19 protein-coding genes are annotated in these 16,309 nt (G+C 37.9%); all 19 read left to right on the forward strand.

Annotation, left to right across the window (positions count from 1 at the left end; genetic code table 11):
* Positions 1-35 precede the first annotated feature (35 nt).
* The 19 genes from DWZ33_RS16530 to DWZ33_RS16620 are packed head-to-tail and all read left to right on the forward strand — an operon-like array spanning position 36 to position 16,298.
* Positions 36-458: a hypothetical protein gene (locus DWZ33_RS16530; RefSeq protein WP_118456000.1), complete on the forward strand. Its 423-nt coding sequence runs from the start codon at positions 36-38 to the stop codon at positions 456-458.
* Positions 455-2,101, forward strand: coding sequence for a terminase large subunit (locus DWZ33_RS16535; RefSeq protein WP_118456002.1), 1,647 nt, complete (start codon positions 455-457; stop codon positions 2,099-2,101). Before DWZ33_RS16530 ends, DWZ33_RS16535 begins: the two co-directional genes overlap by 4 nt.
* Before the next feature lie 15 nt (positions 2,102-2,116).
* Positions 2,117-3,301 carry a phage portal protein gene (locus tag DWZ33_RS16540; protein WP_118456011.1) on the forward strand — a complete coding sequence of 395 codons (1,185 nt, stop codon included), beginning with the start codon at positions 2,117-2,119 and terminating at the stop codon, positions 3,299-3,301.
* The gene (locus DWZ33_RS16545) at positions 3,285-3,869 is read left to right on the forward strand and encodes an HK97 family phage prohead protease (RefSeq protein ID WP_182425815.1); all 585 of its coding nucleotides are present in this window, start codon (positions 3,285-3,287) and stop codon (positions 3,867-3,869) included. Before DWZ33_RS16540 ends, DWZ33_RS16545 begins: the two co-directional genes overlap by 17 nt.
* Positions 3,870-3,883: 14 nt before the next feature.
* Positions 3,884-5,008: a phage major capsid protein gene (locus DWZ33_RS16550; protein ID WP_118456014.1), complete on the forward strand. Its 1,125-nt coding sequence runs from the start codon at positions 3,884-3,886 to the stop codon at positions 5,006-5,008.
* Positions 5,009-5,010: 2 nt separating this feature from the next.
* Complete coding sequence (locus DWZ33_RS16555) at positions 5,011-5,304, forward strand: phage head-tail connector protein (RefSeq protein ID WP_118456016.1); 294 nt, start codon at positions 5,011-5,013, stop codon at positions 5,302-5,304.
* Entirely contained in the window at positions 5,291-5,602 is a 312-nt protein-coding gene (locus tag DWZ33_RS16560; protein ID WP_118456018.1) for a phage head-tail adapter protein, read from the forward strand. The genes DWZ33_RS16555 and DWZ33_RS16560 overlap by 14 nt, the downstream gene beginning before the upstream one ends.
* A complete protein-coding gene (locus DWZ33_RS16565) occupies positions 5,586-5,960 on the forward strand; it encodes an HK97 gp10 family phage protein (protein ID WP_118456020.1) in 375 nt (124 codons plus the stop codon). The genes DWZ33_RS16560 and DWZ33_RS16565 overlap by 17 nt, the downstream gene beginning before the upstream one ends.
* Positions 5,957-6,280, forward strand: a complete 324-nt coding sequence (locus DWZ33_RS16570; RefSeq protein ID WP_118456021.1) for a hypothetical protein — start codon at positions 5,957-5,959, stop codon at positions 6,278-6,280. Before DWZ33_RS16565 ends, DWZ33_RS16570 begins: the two co-directional genes overlap by 4 nt.
* Before the next feature lie 11 nt (positions 6,281-6,291).
* A complete protein-coding gene (locus DWZ33_RS16575) occupies positions 6,292-6,846 on the forward strand; it encodes a hypothetical protein (protein ID WP_118456023.1) in 555 nt (184 codons plus the stop codon).
* A complete protein-coding gene (locus DWZ33_RS16580) occupies positions 6,846-7,148 on the forward strand; it encodes a hypothetical protein (protein ID WP_118456025.1) in 303 nt (100 codons plus the stop codon). The genes DWZ33_RS16575 and DWZ33_RS16580 overlap by 1 nt, the downstream gene beginning before the upstream one ends.
* 11 nt (positions 7,149-7,159) lie before the next feature.
* Complete coding sequence (locus DWZ33_RS16585; RefSeq protein WP_118456027.1) at positions 7,160-7,429, forward strand: hypothetical protein; 270 nt, start codon at positions 7,160-7,162, stop codon at positions 7,427-7,429.
* A complete protein-coding gene (locus tag DWZ33_RS16590) occupies positions 7,422-10,301 on the forward strand; it encodes a phage tail tape measure protein (protein WP_118456029.1) in 2,880 nt (959 codons plus the stop codon). Before DWZ33_RS16585 ends, DWZ33_RS16590 begins: the two co-directional genes overlap by 8 nt.
* 3 nt (positions 10,302-10,304) lie before the next feature.
* Positions 10,305-11,141: a phage distal tail protein gene (locus DWZ33_RS16595; protein ID WP_118456031.1), complete on the forward strand. Its 837-nt coding sequence runs from the start codon at positions 10,305-10,307 to the stop codon at positions 11,139-11,141.
* Positions 11,142-11,167: 26 nt separating this feature from the next.
* Positions 11,168-12,121, forward strand: a complete 954-nt coding sequence (locus DWZ33_RS16600; RefSeq protein WP_182425817.1) for a Gp37-like protein — start codon at positions 11,168-11,170, stop codon at positions 12,119-12,121.
* Positions 12,122-12,125: 4 nt separating this feature from the next.
* Complete coding sequence (locus tag DWZ33_RS16605; RefSeq protein WP_118456034.1) at positions 12,126-13,091, forward strand: hypothetical protein; 966 nt, start codon at positions 12,126-12,128, stop codon at positions 13,089-13,091.
* Positions 13,078-14,424 carry a hypothetical protein gene (locus DWZ33_RS16610; protein WP_118456036.1) on the forward strand — a complete coding sequence of 449 codons (1,347 nt, stop codon included), beginning with the start codon at positions 13,078-13,080 and terminating at the stop codon, positions 14,422-14,424. Before DWZ33_RS16605 ends, DWZ33_RS16610 begins: the two co-directional genes overlap by 14 nt.
* An 8-nt stretch (positions 14,425-14,432) precedes the next feature.
* Positions 14,433-14,705, forward strand: a complete 273-nt coding sequence (locus tag DWZ33_RS16615) for a hypothetical protein (protein ID WP_118456038.1) — start codon at positions 14,433-14,435, stop codon at positions 14,703-14,705.
* A gap of 24 nt (positions 14,706-14,729) precedes the next feature.
* A complete protein-coding gene (locus DWZ33_RS16620) occupies positions 14,730-16,298 on the forward strand; it encodes a hypothetical protein (protein WP_118456040.1) in 1,569 nt (522 codons plus the stop codon).
* The last annotated feature ends 11 nt before the right edge of the window (positions 16,299-16,309 follow it).

Here is a 16,309-nt window from a genome sequence, read left to right on the forward strand (position 1 = left end):
TAACCGCAACTGAATATGTGAAAGGGGGTGTCAAAATGCAAAGCATCGGAGAACCTGCATTAGATGATATAATCAAACTTAAAGAAAAAAAGATTAAAGCAGAGATGCGGGAATTTAATAAGATTATCAAAGATTTACCTGAAGAAAAGACGATTTTATGCAAAGGATTGATTGAAAACACATGCTTTATGAAAGTTGAACTTGAATATTTAAAATCTAAAATATTGCTGAAAGGTTATTCTGAAGGATATAGGAATGGCGACAATCAGTATGGAAATAAGCAAACTCCGGAAAGTCAGATGTACAGCACGATGATTAAAAATTACAATGCAGCCATCAAGACACTGTCATGCATCTTGGGTTTTGATGAAAAAACATTAAAGGTACGGTCGCCAACAGAAACAGGGGAGTTCAATGGCTTTTTGGCATATGCAGAGGCAGTCAAGAATAAGCAATGAATTATGTAGAAGAATATCGCAATAAGATCACAGAAGGAACGATCATTGTACCTAAAAAAATTAAGCGAATGCTTGATATTTTAGAAAAGCAGGAACATGACGAAAACTTCCCCTATTATTTTGATCCTGATGTTGGTGAACTGCCTATCTTATTTATCGAATATTACTGTAAGACTGCCGTTGGTAAATTAGGCGGAGATTTAAAACTTGAATTATTTCAAAAGGTTGCCATCCAGCTTACTTTTGGCTGGCTGAATAAAGAGACTAAGTTCAGAAGATTTAGACAGCTTTTTTTAATGGTTGCGAGAAAAAACGGTAAAACGACATTATTGGCTGCAATAGCGCTCTACATGCTGATTGCTGATGGAGAAGGCAGTGCAGAGATATTCTCGGTAGCAACAAAAAAAGATCAAGCAAAATTAGCCTTTAATGCATCATGCAAAATGTTGACAATGATGAAAAAAAAGTTTCCTGAGTTTCGCAAACTTGTTAAAAAGAGGAAAACGGATCTATATGTTGAATCTACTTTTTCATCATTCATGCCATTATCAAGCGACAGTGATACACTCGATGGACTCAACTCGCATCTAGTAATCATTGATGAACTTCACGCAATAAAAAAGCGTGCGCTTTACGAAGTCATGTACGAATCGCTGGCAGCACGGGATCAACCACTGTTGGTTATGATCACCACAAACGGAACTCAGCGTGAGAATATATTCGACCAAATCTATGATTATGCTTCAAATGTAGTTGCTGAAACATTTGAAGATTATGAGTTTTTAGCTTTGATTTACGAACTTGACGACATAAGCGAATGGAAGATACCAGAGTGTTGGATGAAAGCCAATCCAGGATTAGGTACAATTAAAAAATTATCCTATCTAAAGAGCAAAGTCAGAAGTGCAATGAATGATCCAAATAACCTACCGGGTGTTTTGGTAAAAGAATTTGATATGAAGGCAAATTCATCGGATAGCTGGCTGTCGATGGAAACGGTCATGTGTGACAAAACGTTCAGTTTAGAAAATTTAGACTGCTATGCTTTTGGCGGTGTCGATTTATCAGCTACAACTGACTTAACGTGTGCAACTGTCTTATTCAAAACATCGGAAAATAGTGATATACATGTTATTCAGCAATATTTCATTCCGAAAGATGTAGCAGAGCTAAACGAAGAACGCGATCGTGTGCCATACAGGATATGGCATGATAAAGGATGGGTCACGTTCACCGAAGGCAGTCGCGTTAATTTTTCTGAAATTACTGACTGGTTTAAAAAGATGCGGGATGAATATAACTTTACTTTTTACAGCATCGGCTATGATCCGTGGTGTGCCACATACTTTGTTGAAGAAATGACAAGAGAAGGTTTTCCGATGAGTAAAGTAATTCAAGGTCCGATTACAATGTCTCAGCCAATGAAAGATTTAAAAGCTGACTTGATGGATAAGAAAATCAATTACAACCAGAATCCTGTTTTGAAATGGTGTTTGTTGAACACGAAAATTGAAGAAGATAAAAACGATAACATCAGACCGGTAAAAAAGGCAAAAATACAGCGCATTGATGGCGCTGTTAGTTTGATCAACGCTTATGTAGTCTATACCAGAGATATGAATAACTATAACGCATCAATATAGGAAGGAGGTGAATCAATGGGTTTATTAGATAGATTTTTCAAATATAAAGCGCCCAATGTTTTTTATTACGAAACTCCGACACTTTACTTGAATAACTCATCATTGTATGACTTGGACTTAACACGTGCAATCATCAATAGCTTTGCGACACATATATCAAAACTAAATGCAGTGGTCAAAGGATCAAGTGCGAAAAATGCCAAACTGGATTATTTGCTGAATATGAAAGCAAATGATTATATGACTGGATCGCAATTCTTGTATAAATTGGCTACCTACTATGCGGCAGAAAACAACGCTTACATCGTGCCTTTGCTTGATAGATATGAGAATCTGATCGGTATATATCCAATCGGCACAAGTAATTCAGAGATCGTTGAAAGTGATGGTGTCAAGTACCTTAGATTTCGTATGGAGTATGACAAGACCTACGCGATTGAACTATCAAAGGTAGGACATTTAAAAAATCACTATTACAATTATGAGTTAAAGGGTTCTGATAACTCACCGTTGGATGATGTGCTTCAATCGCTGAAATATCAGCAAACGCGGCTTAAAAATGGAGTCAAGAACGGTAATGGTGTGCGAATGATTGCTAAAACCACGACGCCAAAAAAGGAAAAAGCACTTAAAGAATTGAGAGAGCAATTTGTAAAAGATAACTTCGAGGATAATCCAGGAGGGATGATCATCGTTGATAATACCTACGAATCTGTAACGCCGGTAGACAATAAGCCTTTTTTGATTAACGATTCTCAAATCGGATATATCAAAAATACACTTTATGTTTATTTTGGAACAAATGAACATATCCTGATGAATCAGTATACAGAAGATGAATGGAATGCTTACTACGAAAGTAAAATAGAGCCATTCGCAATACAGATTTCTCAAGTGATGTCAGCGATGTTTTATTCTGAAAAAGAAATTTCATACAACAATGAAATCGTATTTGAATCGAACAAGATGCAATATTTATCTAATCAAAGCAAGCTTAACACAGTGACGCAGCTCTTTGATAGAGGCTTTATCACACATGATGACGGATGTGACATATTTAATCTGGCTCACACAGGAGCGGGTGATGGTGATAAATATTATATCCGCCGTGAATATGTTGATGTGGAAAAACTTGATAAAGTAGAATTGACCGGCGATGACATGCTGAAAGGAGGTGGAAAGAGTGAAAAGAAATCTTGATTTTGAGATTAGAAGCAAGTCAGGAGGAGAAGGCGAGACATGTATAGTTGAAGGTTATGCTGCCAAGTTTAACACTGAGACAGTGCTGTTTGAATACAATTCTTACTCGCGAGGAAAAGTTGAATATCGTGAGAAGATAGATCAAAATGCTTTTGACGAGTGCGATATGAAAGATGTTGTCATGCTGTATGATCACGAGGGAAGGGTGCTGGCCCGAACATCCAACAACACGCTCACTTTGACTATTGATGATGTCGGATTAAAAGTGAGGGCAGATTTATCAGGTACACAATTAGGCAGAGACGTTTTTGCAGAAATCCGAGATGGATACGTGACAAAGATGTCTTTTTCTTTTACGATCGATGAAGAAAAAAACGAGCAGGCAACTACCTATGATTTAAGAACGATAACAAAGGTTAAACGGCTGCATGATGTTTCTGCCGTCAGTATACCCGCTTATGATGATACATCGATCAATGCCAGAAGCTTGGAAGAGGCAGAAAAAGCAGCCGCAAGCAAAGCAGAAAAAGAATTAAAAAGACGTAGATTGCTAATTAGACTTTCATAAAGGAGGAGACAATTATGAACCGATTAGAAGAAATCAATAACAGAAAAAAAGAATTAAGAAATTTAGCAAAGGAAGATAGCGCGGACTTGGATGCTATCGAAAAAGAATTGAATGATTTAGAAGCGGAAGAACGTACAATTCAAGATAAAGCTGAAAAAAGAGCAAAATTATTAGGCCGCATCGTTGAAGGCGAAGGTACACCAGTTGATGAATCACGTAAAGTAGAAAATGATTTAGAAAAACGTGGTGCTACAATTAAAGAAAAAAGAGCTGTCACATTAGTATCAAGCGGTGCGGTTTTAGAAAACAAATATTCAAGAGACATCCAAAACAGTTTTGATAAGATGTCTACTCTTGCGGATTTAGTGTTTTCAGAAGATTTAGAGGGCGGAGAATCATATACCATTCCATATGAAAAACCATCGACTAATGAAGCCGACTATACCGAAGAAGGAGCAGCGTATAGTGAAGGAGATAAAAAGTTCGGGTTTGTCGAAATCAAGAAAACCAAACTTACACAGTTGATCAAATTGACTGAGGAACTCTTGAAGCTGCCAAATGCTAAATATGCTGAACGAATTATTTCAGAAGTTCGTAAATCATTCAAACGCAAGTTAAATAATGAAATACTGAATGGTAATGGTGCCGCAGGACATATTACAGGAATTTTTAATTCTGATGTTTTATCAGAGAGTGATGATGTTGAGATTAGTACGATTAATGAAAATACTTTGGATGATATCATTTTTGCTTACGGAAGTGATGAAGAAGTCGAGACAGAGCAGGTGCTTATTTTAAATAAACAAGATGTAAGAGCTTTTAAATCCGTTAAAGATAAGCAGGGAAGACCTTATTATAAAGTTGAGATGAATGGCAATACTGGCTACATTGATACAGTACCATTCGTTATCAATTCCAAAGCAAAAGCATTATCTAAAGCATCTGCCGGTGATTTTACGATGGCTTACGGATCTCTTTCTGACTATGAGTTAACTAATTTCTCTGGCATTGATGTAAAAATGTCAGAAGACGAAGAATTCTCAAAAGGAATCAATGTATATCGTGGCAGCCTGTTTGTAGGTGGGAACGTAAGACGGCCGGGCGCTTTCGTCCGAGTTAAGAAAGCGGCTGCTGAATAGTTATGAATCAACTGATCGATGATGTAAGGAAAGCTCTCCCCCTTACATCAAAGTCATTTGATGACGAAATACAGAATTTGATTGATGCGGCGTGTTATGAATTAAATGATGTCGGCATAATCATCATTACAACCCCTAAAAACAGGCAGGAAGAGAAACGAGCTGCATTACAAAAAGCTTCAATCATAGCGTACGTAAAGGCACATTTTGGTGAGAATAAAGATTCAGAGAAATATATGAAGTCATTTGAAATCATGAAATTAAAGCTGAGGGATATTAAAAATGAAATATTGTGATTTATTTTTGATACAGCGAACGGCATCCGGAACAGATGCTATTGGCAATCAAATACATAGCGAGCAGAAATCACATGTGTTAGCCATAGAAAAGTCAATACAAAGCAATGAATTTTTCAAAGCTGCTACTAATGATTTGAAAGCTTTGAAGATGTTTGAAATCTATGTGGCTGATTACAATAAGCAGCGGCAAGTGGAGGATGAAGAAGGTAATCGTTTTGATGTGTATCGTACTTATATCAAAGATGGCAAAATAGAATTATATTGCTCAGAGGCAAAGAATGAGCAATATAATTGATATTGAAAATCTATCAGCGGCATTAATGCAGAGATTTAGCGAATATACGGATGATAGATGTGAAAAAGCTACGGAGATTACCAAGCAAACAGGTAAAGAGATGGTGAAGGCTGTCAAGGATGATTCGCCAGTTCTTACCGGTAAGTATCGTGATGGTTGGGTAGCTGAAGTTCAGCAAGGCAATGGTTACACAAAGATCATCGGTAAGAATAAGAAAAAGCCAAAACTTACACATTTGTTGCAGAACGGTCATGCTAAAGTTAATGGTGGCCGCGTTCCGGGAGTAGATCACGTTGATAAAAATGAAAATAAGTACAATGAATTGTTGTTAGAAAGGGTTGAGGACGTCTTTAAATGAAACCTGAAGAATTATTAAATGAATTAAAAGCAATCGGTATTCCGGTTGCTTTTTCGCATTTCAAAGAAAAGCAAAACGGTGATTATATTATCTATACGTTTAAACGTTCAGCAAGTGGCAGCGACCACACAAACGAACTAGAAGAATATGATTATCGAATTGAATTGTATACGGCGATCAAGAACGTTGAACTTGAAGATAAAGTCACAAGCTTTCTTGACGAACTAGGTACAGATTATGAGATTTATGAATCAGTATATATAGAGGATGAAGATGTGTTAATGACCGTCATTTCATTCTCTTTTTTAATACGAAAATAAAGGAGGAAAGTATGTCAGAAGTAAAGAAATATAACGATCCAATCGTTCTGGGCAGTGGCAGAATTTATGTAGATGTATATGATGGAACAACTATTCCGAATGTCACAGATATTGAAAAAGATGAAAAAGAATTAGGTAATATTTCTGGCGGCGCAACACTGGAAGCTGCAGAAACCTTTTATACCGCTAAAGATGATTTAGATAGGATAAGACGCAAAAAAATGACTGGGGATGAATATACCTTATCAACAGGTATCATGACAATCAATGCAAGTGTTCTTGAAAAAACTCTATCAACAGCGCAAGTGTCGGAAAATGCAGAACGCGGCACGAAAGAAATAAAATTAGGCGGTGTTTCGCACTACAAAGAACAACGATATATCTTCCTTTTTGTTAACGAAGATAAAGATGTTCGTATCATGCTTTTGGGATCTAATGAAGCCGGGCTGACGCTGCAATTTATGAAAGACAAGGAAACGGTAATTAATCAAAAAATTGTAGGCGAGCCTTTCCCTGATGGTCATAAAGCAATCATTGAACTAGGCATTCCGAAGGCGGCAGCGTAATGAAAAGCAGTATTGATTTCACTCAGATTCACAAGCAAACATATGAGATCGTTGAAAAAGGCGGTAAGAAAGTAAACATCTTACCGCCAACTATTTCTATGTTGGCTGATATTGAACTGTTAAGAAAAGAACAGCCATTAGATACGGTGGTTGAAATTTTTGGAAAGATATTAAGTCACAACCAACAGCACATAGCGTTTAATGGTAATTATGTACGTGATAATTACAGTATCATAGATATTAAAGCAGTAATCAATGAATACAACCTGTTTGCTGCCGAGGTGATGAGTGACCCAAACTAAAGCCCCCGGTCATGCCGAGCGATTCTGATGAGGATGATCCGGGGATTTATGCTGAAACAATTAATTTTTACTTGGTATCAAAGTATACAGGGTTGAATTTTAATGAAATAAGAGAATTGCAAATTGATGATTTTTTACAGTATCAGCGCGATGCCTTTATTATGAATAAGATGCAGTCACCTGGAGGTTTACAGTATTTGAAAGAGTACACTGCACTACATAACAAAAGAACGGATAAGAAAGCGTTAGAGAAATTAGTAGGAGGTGGAACAGATGGCTAAGAAATTGGAAGGACTGACCGTACAACTAGGTTTGGATACGGCGCCCATCACCTCTGCCTTATCTGGCTTAAACAAAGATTTCAATGACAGTCAAAAGGAATTAAGGGAAGTAAATCGATTATTAAAGTTCGATCCTTCAAATACGACTCTATTAGCTCAAAAACAAGAACTTTTAAGTGATTCGATTTCAGCTTGCAGTGATAAGCTGAAGATTTTAAAAGAGGTTGAAGCACAGGTACAAGAACAATTTGAAAAAGGTGATATTAAAGAAGAACAGTATCGCGAATTTCAGCGTGAAGTTGTAGCTACCGAAAACAAATTAAAATCTTTAAAAAGTCAAGTTGATACAACGAATAAAACATTAGCAGACATGGGATCAGTAGCAAAAGCAGCGGGCGAAAAGATGCAGTCAGCTGGTGATAAGTTACTACCAGTAACCGCCGCATTAACCGGCATCGCTGCCGCTGCTGTTACAGCGATGAACAACGTTGACGACGGCATTGATAGCATTGCAACGGCCACAGGAGCTACCGATGAAAAATTAAAAGCGATGACAGACATTTATTATGATGTCATTACTAAAATGCCGGTTGAGTTTGAGACTGCGGGCGCCGCCATCGGTGAGATCAATACACGATTTGGATACTTAGGAGATCAACTTGCCGATTGCACCGAGGACTTTTTGAAGTTTGCGAAAGTCAATAACATGGATGCTACTGAGTCCGTGCGTTTAGTATCCCGCGCAATGGGAGATGCCGGAATCGATGCGTCTGAATATAAACGTGTCTTAGACTTAATGACGAAAGCGGCGCAGGACAGTGGCATCAGTGTAAGCAAGCTTGCTGAGAGTGTTACGTCGTTTGGCGCACCAATGCGAGCACTGGGCTTTGATATGGATGAATCTATTGCCTTGTTTGCTTCATGGGAAAAGGCGGGAGTGAATGCAGAAACCGCATTCTCAGGATTGAAAAAATCAATCAGTACATGGGCGTCCGAAGGCAAAGACGCGCGTGAAGAATTTAAGAAGACCCTTGACGAGATAAAAGCTACACCGGACATTGCGGAAGCAACCACAAAAGCAATCGAAGTGTTTGGTACAAAAGCAGGACCCGATCTCGCAGATGCTATCAAAGGCGGTAGATTTGAATACGAGGAATTTTTAAATACATTGCAAGGCTCAACCGATGTGGTAGACAGTACATACGGTGCGATCGTTGATGATGTAGACGCTACGCAAGTGGCAATACAAACGGCGCAAGTAGCCCTACATGACATCGGCGAAACGATCATGGTCACAGTCGGGCCAATACTGAAAGATTTATCCAATGGTTTAAGAGATGTGACACAACACTTTAATGCTCTTGACGACGGCACCAAAAAAGCCATTATCACAGCTGGCGGTATGGCAATTGCTGCAGGTCCTGTATTAAAGGCTACTGGCGGTATTACTACCGGTATTGGCAATATTATGACTGGGTTATCAAAATTGAAGCCTTTGATCAAAAGCACAGAAGCAGTATCGACAGCTGCCGGTGTTGCTAGTGCTTCTGCCGCTGCCTTACCGATGGCTCCATTATTGGCAACGGTTGGCGCTATCACTGCGGTCACGGCTGGTATCAGCTTGCTGATCATTGCCGTACAAGACCAGAAATCGGAAGAACGCGAGCTGATAGATACGGTAAATGAAGAAGCTGAAGCGTGGCAGAATCTCAAAGAGACGCAGGAACAGCGAATCGAAAAAGGTTTAGAAGAACTGTCTTATACAGAAACGATGATTGCAAAGCTTGAAGAAATGACGGACAGTGAAGGCAACCTTACCGGTAGCCGTGAACAAGCATTGTTTTATATAGAAGAAATCAATAAAGTCATGCCTGATGCGATCAAACTCAATGAAGATAACACTATATCTATCAACGAGGGAAAACAAGCACTTGATGATTTGATTAAATCTAAGCAAGCACAGATTTATCTAGAAGCAATGGAACCTGCATATAAAGAAGCCATCGTAAATTATCAGAAAAAAATCATCGAACAAGGAAAATTGGCTGCACAAATCAATGAGCTGGAAACGGAAACGCTGCGCTTGAAGGCACAAGCTGAAGAAGATGGCACAGAAAAAAGTGCTATTGCATATGGTAATAAGATGGGCCTTTTAGCTGAGATGAAAAGTGCTCTTGAAGAAAACACGAATACAACCGTTGATATGTATAAAACAATTCAGGATTATGAGGGAATGACGTTAGCTGTACAGTCGGGCAATTATGATGAACTTAAAAAATTAATTGATGATTATAATCAAGCGCAGCTGCATGGTGCTGAATTGGCTAATCAGAATGCATTAGAACAAGCTCAAACGCGTTATGATGATGCTGTCGCAGCTTATGAAGGATTGATTTCTTTAGCTGAAGAAAAAGGTATGGAAATTACTGATGCTGAGATTGATGCAGCTAAAAAAGCAGTCAATGATGCCCAGAGTGAGTTAAACTCGATAGGCAATAATATGATGACTGGTATTGCTACCGGGGTAGCTGCCGGCACATCTTTTGCGGTCGGAGCCGTGTCAACAGTCATGAATCGTATGATCGAGGAAGCACGCAGAAAGGCGGCGGAATTGGATGCGGCGATGAATGGTGACGAATATGACGGAAGCCATCGAAATGGCCTAAATTATGTGCCGTTTGATGGATACCGCGCTATTTTGCACGAAGGTGAAAAAGTTTTGACAAAGAGCGAAGCGGCAGCTGAACGCAATGAAGACAGTAAGACTGAAATAAATGTAACGCAAAATATATACGCAAAATCTGTTAATCCATCTGCGCAGCAGCGAGAAGCAGCTAGGGCATTAAAAAAGATGGCGCTGGAGGTGAATTAGTTAGTGCTATACGATGAAAAATTGATCTATACGAATGAACAAGGAGTAAGCGTTGAAATGTCATGGTTTGCTATGCTGAATGTTGTTAATTATGATGATAGCTTGCCGGTAAACTACTACACAAACAAAAATGCGGGCCAGGATGGCGAAACGCTATCCTCTCAGTCCTTTGATGTACGCAGTTTAACGATTGATTGTGTTTATCAGGTACAAGATGATATAGGCTCGTATGAGCGTAATTTAAAGCGTATCTTTAACCCAAGATTAAAGGGTACAGTGAAGCATATTGGCAAAGATTTCGAAAGAGAGATCAGTGTTAAATTAAATGAGATACCTACTATCAAACATTCAGACGGAAAGGGTACATTGATGCTTGATTTTGTGGCGCATGCACCTTTTTGGCAGGATGTACCGCGCACTGAATATCTGGCTTTTGTTGAGGCAACTTTATCTTTTCCAATCACTTTTATTGGTGGCATGAGTTTTGGGTTACGTCGTAACTCACTGGTCAGTAACATTGACAACATCGGTGATGTTGACTGTGGATTTAAAGTAACCTTTAAGGCATCTGGCGGTACCGTCAGCAACCCTTATATCAAAAAGGGTGATAAGTATATCCGCCTTAACTATGAGATGGCAAAAGGTGACTTAATCACTGTTGACATGCTTGGGCAATCACCGGTTATTTATCTAAACGAGCAAAAAGACAGCACTATATTAAAACGTAAGGAAACCGAGTTTTATAACCTTGATGTTGGATTAAATGAAGTTGAATACAATGCAGAAAGGAACGTTACGAACCTTGATGTAATCGTAACGTACAGACCACTTTACTTATGATGTACTTATATAGAAATTTTAAGCTTGTGGAGATTATTGCGGCTTATTTGTCGCTTGAATATGTACTGAAGCATCGCGGTGCCGGCACATTCACGTTAACGCTTAATGATGGTGATGTGGCAAGGTCTTTTTTTCAAAATGACATTTTAATGATTGATGATGATGCTTTCATTGTTGAAAATATTCATGTATTTAGCGATGATGGCGCTAACACCTACGAGATATCAGGATTGCATATAAATTCATTATTAAGCAGGCGTGTAATTAGTTCCTTTACCTTTGATGTTAATGAAACTTATGAAATGCAGATTGAAAAGCTGCTTAACGAAAACTTTATAACCCCTTCTGATACAGACAGAAAAATAGATGGTTTTGTATTTAGCACACAAGGCATAGAAACAGCCCCAACAGTAGAATATACATTGGAGAACCTGGAAGTAGCTGAGGCGGTCAATACGGCTTTATCAAGGGCAGAACTAGGCTACACCATTGATTATTTTCCAGAAGATGAGCATTACAGCTTTAGGCTGATGCAAGGTGCCGATAAAACCGATGATGTTATTTTTAGTGATAAAAACAACAACATCGCCAACAAAGATGTTTATCAACAGCAGCAGGATTGTAAGAACGTAGGGTACCTCAATAATGAGGGCGTGCTAACAAGTAAAGGCGCTGCTGCCGGCATTAATCGACGTGAGTTTATCCTTGATGGATCAGAAGAAACCGCGCTTGATGAGCAGCTTGCAGACAGCAAACCGTTAATAAGCGCAGAGTTTGAGGTTATTGACAACGAACTGTATCAGTATGGACGTGACTATAAGTTAGGTGACATAGTTACGTTTGAAGACTACGATAGTAACTTGACGGCACAGCGACCTTTGCTTGAGGTTGCTTTTTATTGTACGGATACAATTACTCGGACAACAACGTTCGGCGATTCTATTCCTACGATTTTTGATAAACTGAAGAAAGGAAGGTGATGATATGGAAAAATATTTTCCGTTTGACGGGCAATTAGTAGAAGGAAAGTCAGACAGAACTTACTATTCTGATGACTTTGCTAATTATTTTAAACCACTCATAAGCAATGGCATATTTGCTGGTCAAGGCGATGGGCTTATGGTGCTGTCACTTGATGATAATATGTTTATATCTATTGCTGAAGGTTATTCGTACATCGAAGGTAGAGGGTATCAAAATGACAACAAAGATGGCATTAAAAAGATGCGTGTTGCCAACTCTGACATAGCACAAGATCGCATTGATATTGTAGTCAATCGGCTAAATAAGATTACGCGCATGATAACTACTATCATCATACAAGGTGAGTTATCAGACACGCCGACACCGCCTGAAATCGTGCGTAACGATGATTACTATGACTTAAAATTGGCAGAGATTTACGTGCGTTCAGGGGTTGATAAAATCCAGCAAGCAGATATTACAGACACTAGGTTTGATGACGCGGTATGTGGCTGGGTAACAGGGTTAATTGAGAGTATCGATGCGACCGCTTTTTTCAAGCAGTATCAGATTGCGTATGACGCATTTGTGCAGCAAACATATGCTCGTGCTGAGGATCTATTTAATGATATTCGTAACTTGCTTGATACAGATCAAGCTACTTACTTATTGGGATTAATCAATGAATTAAAAACATATCCCAAAATTGAACCCTATGTTTTAAAAGCTGAAAAGTGGCTCGAAACAGAAAATGGATATGCTTATACTATTTACGACAGCAGATATTCATTTCAGGGTGCATATTGGGAGTTGATTGCAGAACCAGACATGGACAAAGCTGAACAGAAATTGCTTACAAACGCAAGAATTTCAAGCATTGACGACAAACAAGATGGAAAGATAGTCATTAAAGCTTCAGGTATTAAACCAATAGATGATATTCATATTAGCATAAAGATTGAGAGGTTAAATTATGTTGCAGGGTAAAAATGTATTTGATTTTGAATCAGCTGGATATCCTGGAGATGTCGTTATGAGCTGCGAAGACTTAACGATTGAACATCCTGAATATTTAAAAATTGATGGTGCAACTCTTAAAAGAAGTGATTATCCATCCATTGAAAAAAAGTTTACCAGTCTGTATGTAAAACCAACATACGGAGCAATACGCCTGTGTGAATTAGCGGTCGATCATTACAGTACAGATTATAAAAGTTCGTTGGTAGTTGCTAGTTATAAAAACGATTTAGCTATTATAGGTATAAAGCGAAATGCTAGTTATAATTCTGATATCACTACATATATATCGCATGATGGAGGCTTAACTTTTGAAACTAACACATGTAAAAAGGTAAGTACACAATATGATTATTATGGTAAAACACCGGTTATTATGGGAGATTGCATAATCGTTTTCCATACAAGTACAACAACTTATAACAGCAGCGGTTATGTAGGATACATATGTTCTACTGATGGAGGAAAGACTTGGTCATCCAATAGCATTGATCATCCTAAAAATACTTCATACAGCAAGATGACACTGAAGGCTTTTTCATTCGGTGGTCGATTTATGTTGTATTTTAATTGTGGAACACCTACTTTATTAACAAAAGACCCTACAAACACAGAGCAAAGCATGCGAAACTGGGATGAAATAGATATAAGCAACTTAGCTAACACTTCAGTTATCTCAGAAATTAAGAATGGTAATAAGTTTATGATTGGCGGCATGTTTAATGGAATGTATAGAATATTAAATGATGATTATACCTATGTTGATGGTAACGAAATCGGTTTAACTAGCAGTCATTTTAGTCAAGATAAAATTTTTTATAATGACAATACGCAGGAATACGTTTGTATTAAGACTTCAGGAACTCAAACTGAAAGCTATGTTAGTAAAAGTAAAGATTTGTTTAATTGGACAGAAGAAATTATGGAAGCACCAAAAGTTGGAACTGAAAGTTCGGACTATGGATATTACTTCGATATAATTCATGGTTCACATTTGTTCCAGAATACTAAACAAGGAGGTAGTGTGCTATGTCGTGATTTTAATAATTATTCCAAAGTAGGAGCGGTTGGATCAGGTGGTTCATTTAATTTTGGCATATATTATGAGCCCGAAACAAATCTGCCATATTTTATTTATTTAGATTCTGCGTCGAATGATACGAAAATTGAGTACAGAGTTAACAAAATATATCTTTATGATGTTGAACAGTATTTCACACTTCCTTCATGTAAAAAAATTGATTCTATAATCGGAGGCGGCAGTTATACAGAAGCCCAATATCCATTCATCCGCACAGAATAGGAGGAAACATGATCTATATATCAGAAGTAAACGGAATTGCAATGTTTACGGCATATCAACCGAATGGTGATTATTTTATGATCGATCGATATCCGGATTGCCCGTATCAGCATGATTCAAACCATATTGTAACGTGGAAGTGTGACATAAAAAATAAAAAATTATGGTATGAGGTCGAAGATATTCAGCAGCCAACGCAACTTGACCGAATAGAAGAAATGGTGATCGAAACGAATATTGAAGTGCAGTATTTGTCAGCCTTGCAGGAGCTTGGCGTATAATAGGAAAGGAGAAAATATCACAGAATGATTAAAAATAGTTTGAATATTTCGGGGGGGGGGGGGTATAATAGTACATCATTAATTAGTGATTTTGTATCCCCGTGGTATCTATTGGCACAAGCTGGCAATCTGCGTCCATTTAAAGATCTGGAAAACGAGAATGTTGTTGAACCATATTTCACAGGTTTATATACTTGTGTCTATACAAAAAATTATTTTGTATTTTTACAGCAAGCAAGTGACGATGTATATATTTACATCGAAATATATAAGCTTGAAACATGGGAAACCGTATTAAAAAGGAAAATGTTTACTGAATACTCAAACAAATCGGTATTAGGAAGTTGCGTTGCCTTAAACATGACGTATGAGGATGATATTTATTTGATTGCTAGTGATTTTTCGTCGATCTTGAATATAAGGATTGATGAGACTCAAGCAAACAAATATGTATTTAATCTGATTACGCTGCCAAGAAAAATGACTGATTATGTGTCGATTTGTACGCTTGGTAATACTGCGTATATGTTTGGATTTAGGACAGACGGAGGTACATCATCAAGCGCAAACACTACCTACACAAGCGTTATTAAATTTGATGCTCAGTCAAAAGCTGTTACAGTATTAGGCGTAAATACAAGCGACATGGGTTTCAATGTAGGTGGCCAAAATTCAAGTAATGCGCAAACATCGTCCGGGGTTTACGGATGTTTCCCTTATGGTGATAACGAAATCATGATTTTTGGTAAGCACGCAGACACCGAATTAAAGACGACGCGCATGGTCTTATATAATACCTTAACAGGTGAAAACAAAAATGTTACTGACGATCCTGAATATACTTATCTAAAAAAATTAAACACATTCAGCACTTTATTCGGTAGTTCGACAAGCAATATTAAAAGCGCAAGAAATCCTGTATCTGCAAATGGTTTGATTTTATATTTAACTTCAAACTCTATAACAATTCCAACAGGTAGCGGTAATTCAAACAATAACAACTGGTATTTGGATAATAAAAATTCCGCCCATATTACCTTGCGATTACATATTGTCGTTGATACTAAAGATAAAAAATTGTTTAGTACATGGATTCCGGATATGACACCGTCTTCTGTGTACATAAGTGGCTCTTACAGCAGCGGCAGATATGGACTTTCTTACAAATGGTTAAGTGCTGATGGATCATTTAGACAGGTGCCTTCAGGAGCTAATACAACCGGTATTGATATTCGGCGAGCGCTTGTATATGATTTAAATCGTAAATCAATCAAGGCGTTTTCGATGGATACAACTGATACAAAGTTGAGGTCTGTTGGTGCAATGATGATAGACTTTGTGGTGGTTGTAAAAAAAGGAGTACAGGTTAAACCATTTTCCGAGATACCGTCACCAATGCAAGTAAGGTTTCTTAGAACTTCTAACTTATCTATTATTGATTATGAGCCAGACGCGGAAGGTTATTACGATGTACAAGAAGAATGCTATTTATATATGGCAATCGAAAATGACAGGGTCATTAAGCCGTCAACATATCCTCTAGATGGGTATCCATATATTGATGAGCAGCCATTTAAAATTTTGGTACGATAAGGAGGTACTTG

The sequence above is a fragment of the Dielma fastidiosa genome, from assembly GCF_003475485.1.
GTDB classification, from domain to species: domain Bacteria; phylum Bacillota_I; class Bacilli_A; order Erysipelotrichales; family Erysipelotrichaceae; genus Dielma; species Dielma fastidiosa.

Excerpts from the sequence above, each read along its gene's own strand:
- DWZ33_RS16565 (WP_118456020.1), top strand. The coding sequence starts at position 5,586 with ATGAGCAATATAATTGATATTGAAAATCTATCAGCGGCATTAATGCAG.
- DWZ33_RS16530 (WP_118456000.1), top strand. The coding sequence starts at position 36 with ATGCAAAGCATCGGAGAACCTGCATTAGATGATATAATCAAACTTAAA.
- DWZ33_RS16575 (WP_118456023.1), top strand. The coding sequence starts at position 6,292 with ATGTCAGAAGTAAAGAAATATAACGATCCAATCGTTCTGGGCAGTGGC.
- DWZ33_RS16540 (WP_118456011.1), top strand. The coding sequence starts at position 2,117 with ATGGGTTTATTAGATAGATTTTTCAAATATAAAGCGCCCAATGTTTTT.
- DWZ33_RS16550 (WP_118456014.1), top strand. The coding sequence starts at position 3,884 with ATGAACCGATTAGAAGAAATCAATAACAGAAAAAAAGAATTAAGAAAT.
- DWZ33_RS16585 (WP_118456027.1), top strand. The coding sequence starts at position 7,160 with ATGCCGAGCGATTCTGATGAGGATGATCCGGGGATTTATGCTGAAACA.
- DWZ33_RS16560 (WP_118456018.1), top strand. The coding sequence starts at position 5,291 with ATGAAATATTGTGATTTATTTTTGATACAGCGAACGGCATCCGGAACA.
- DWZ33_RS16535 (WP_118456002.1), top strand. The coding sequence starts at position 455 with ATGAATTATGTAGAAGAATATCGCAATAAGATCACAGAAGGAACGATC.
- DWZ33_RS16570 (WP_118456021.1), top strand. The coding sequence starts at position 5,957 with ATGAAACCTGAAGAATTATTAAATGAATTAAAAGCAATCGGTATTCCG.
- DWZ33_RS16620 (WP_118456040.1), top strand. The coding sequence starts at position 14,730 with ATGATTAAAAATAGTTTGAATATTTCGGGGGGGGGGGGGTATAATAGT.
- DWZ33_RS16555 (WP_118456016.1), top strand. The coding sequence starts at position 5,011 with ATGAATCAACTGATCGATGATGTAAGGAAAGCTCTCCCCCTTACATCA.
- DWZ33_RS16610 (WP_118456036.1), top strand. The coding sequence starts at position 13,078 with ATGTTGCAGGGTAAAAATGTATTTGATTTTGAATCAGCTGGATATCCT.
- DWZ33_RS16615 (WP_118456038.1), top strand. The coding sequence starts at position 14,433 with ATGATCTATATATCAGAAGTAAACGGAATTGCAATGTTTACGGCATAT.
- DWZ33_RS16605 (WP_118456034.1), top strand. The coding sequence starts at position 12,126 with ATGGAAAAATATTTTCCGTTTGACGGGCAATTAGTAGAAGGAAAGTCA.
- DWZ33_RS16580 (WP_118456025.1), top strand. The coding sequence starts at position 6,846 with ATGAAAAGCAGTATTGATTTCACTCAGATTCACAAGCAAACATATGAG.
- DWZ33_RS16590 (WP_118456029.1), top strand. The coding sequence starts at position 7,422 with ATGGCTAAGAAATTGGAAGGACTGACCGTACAACTAGGTTTGGATACG.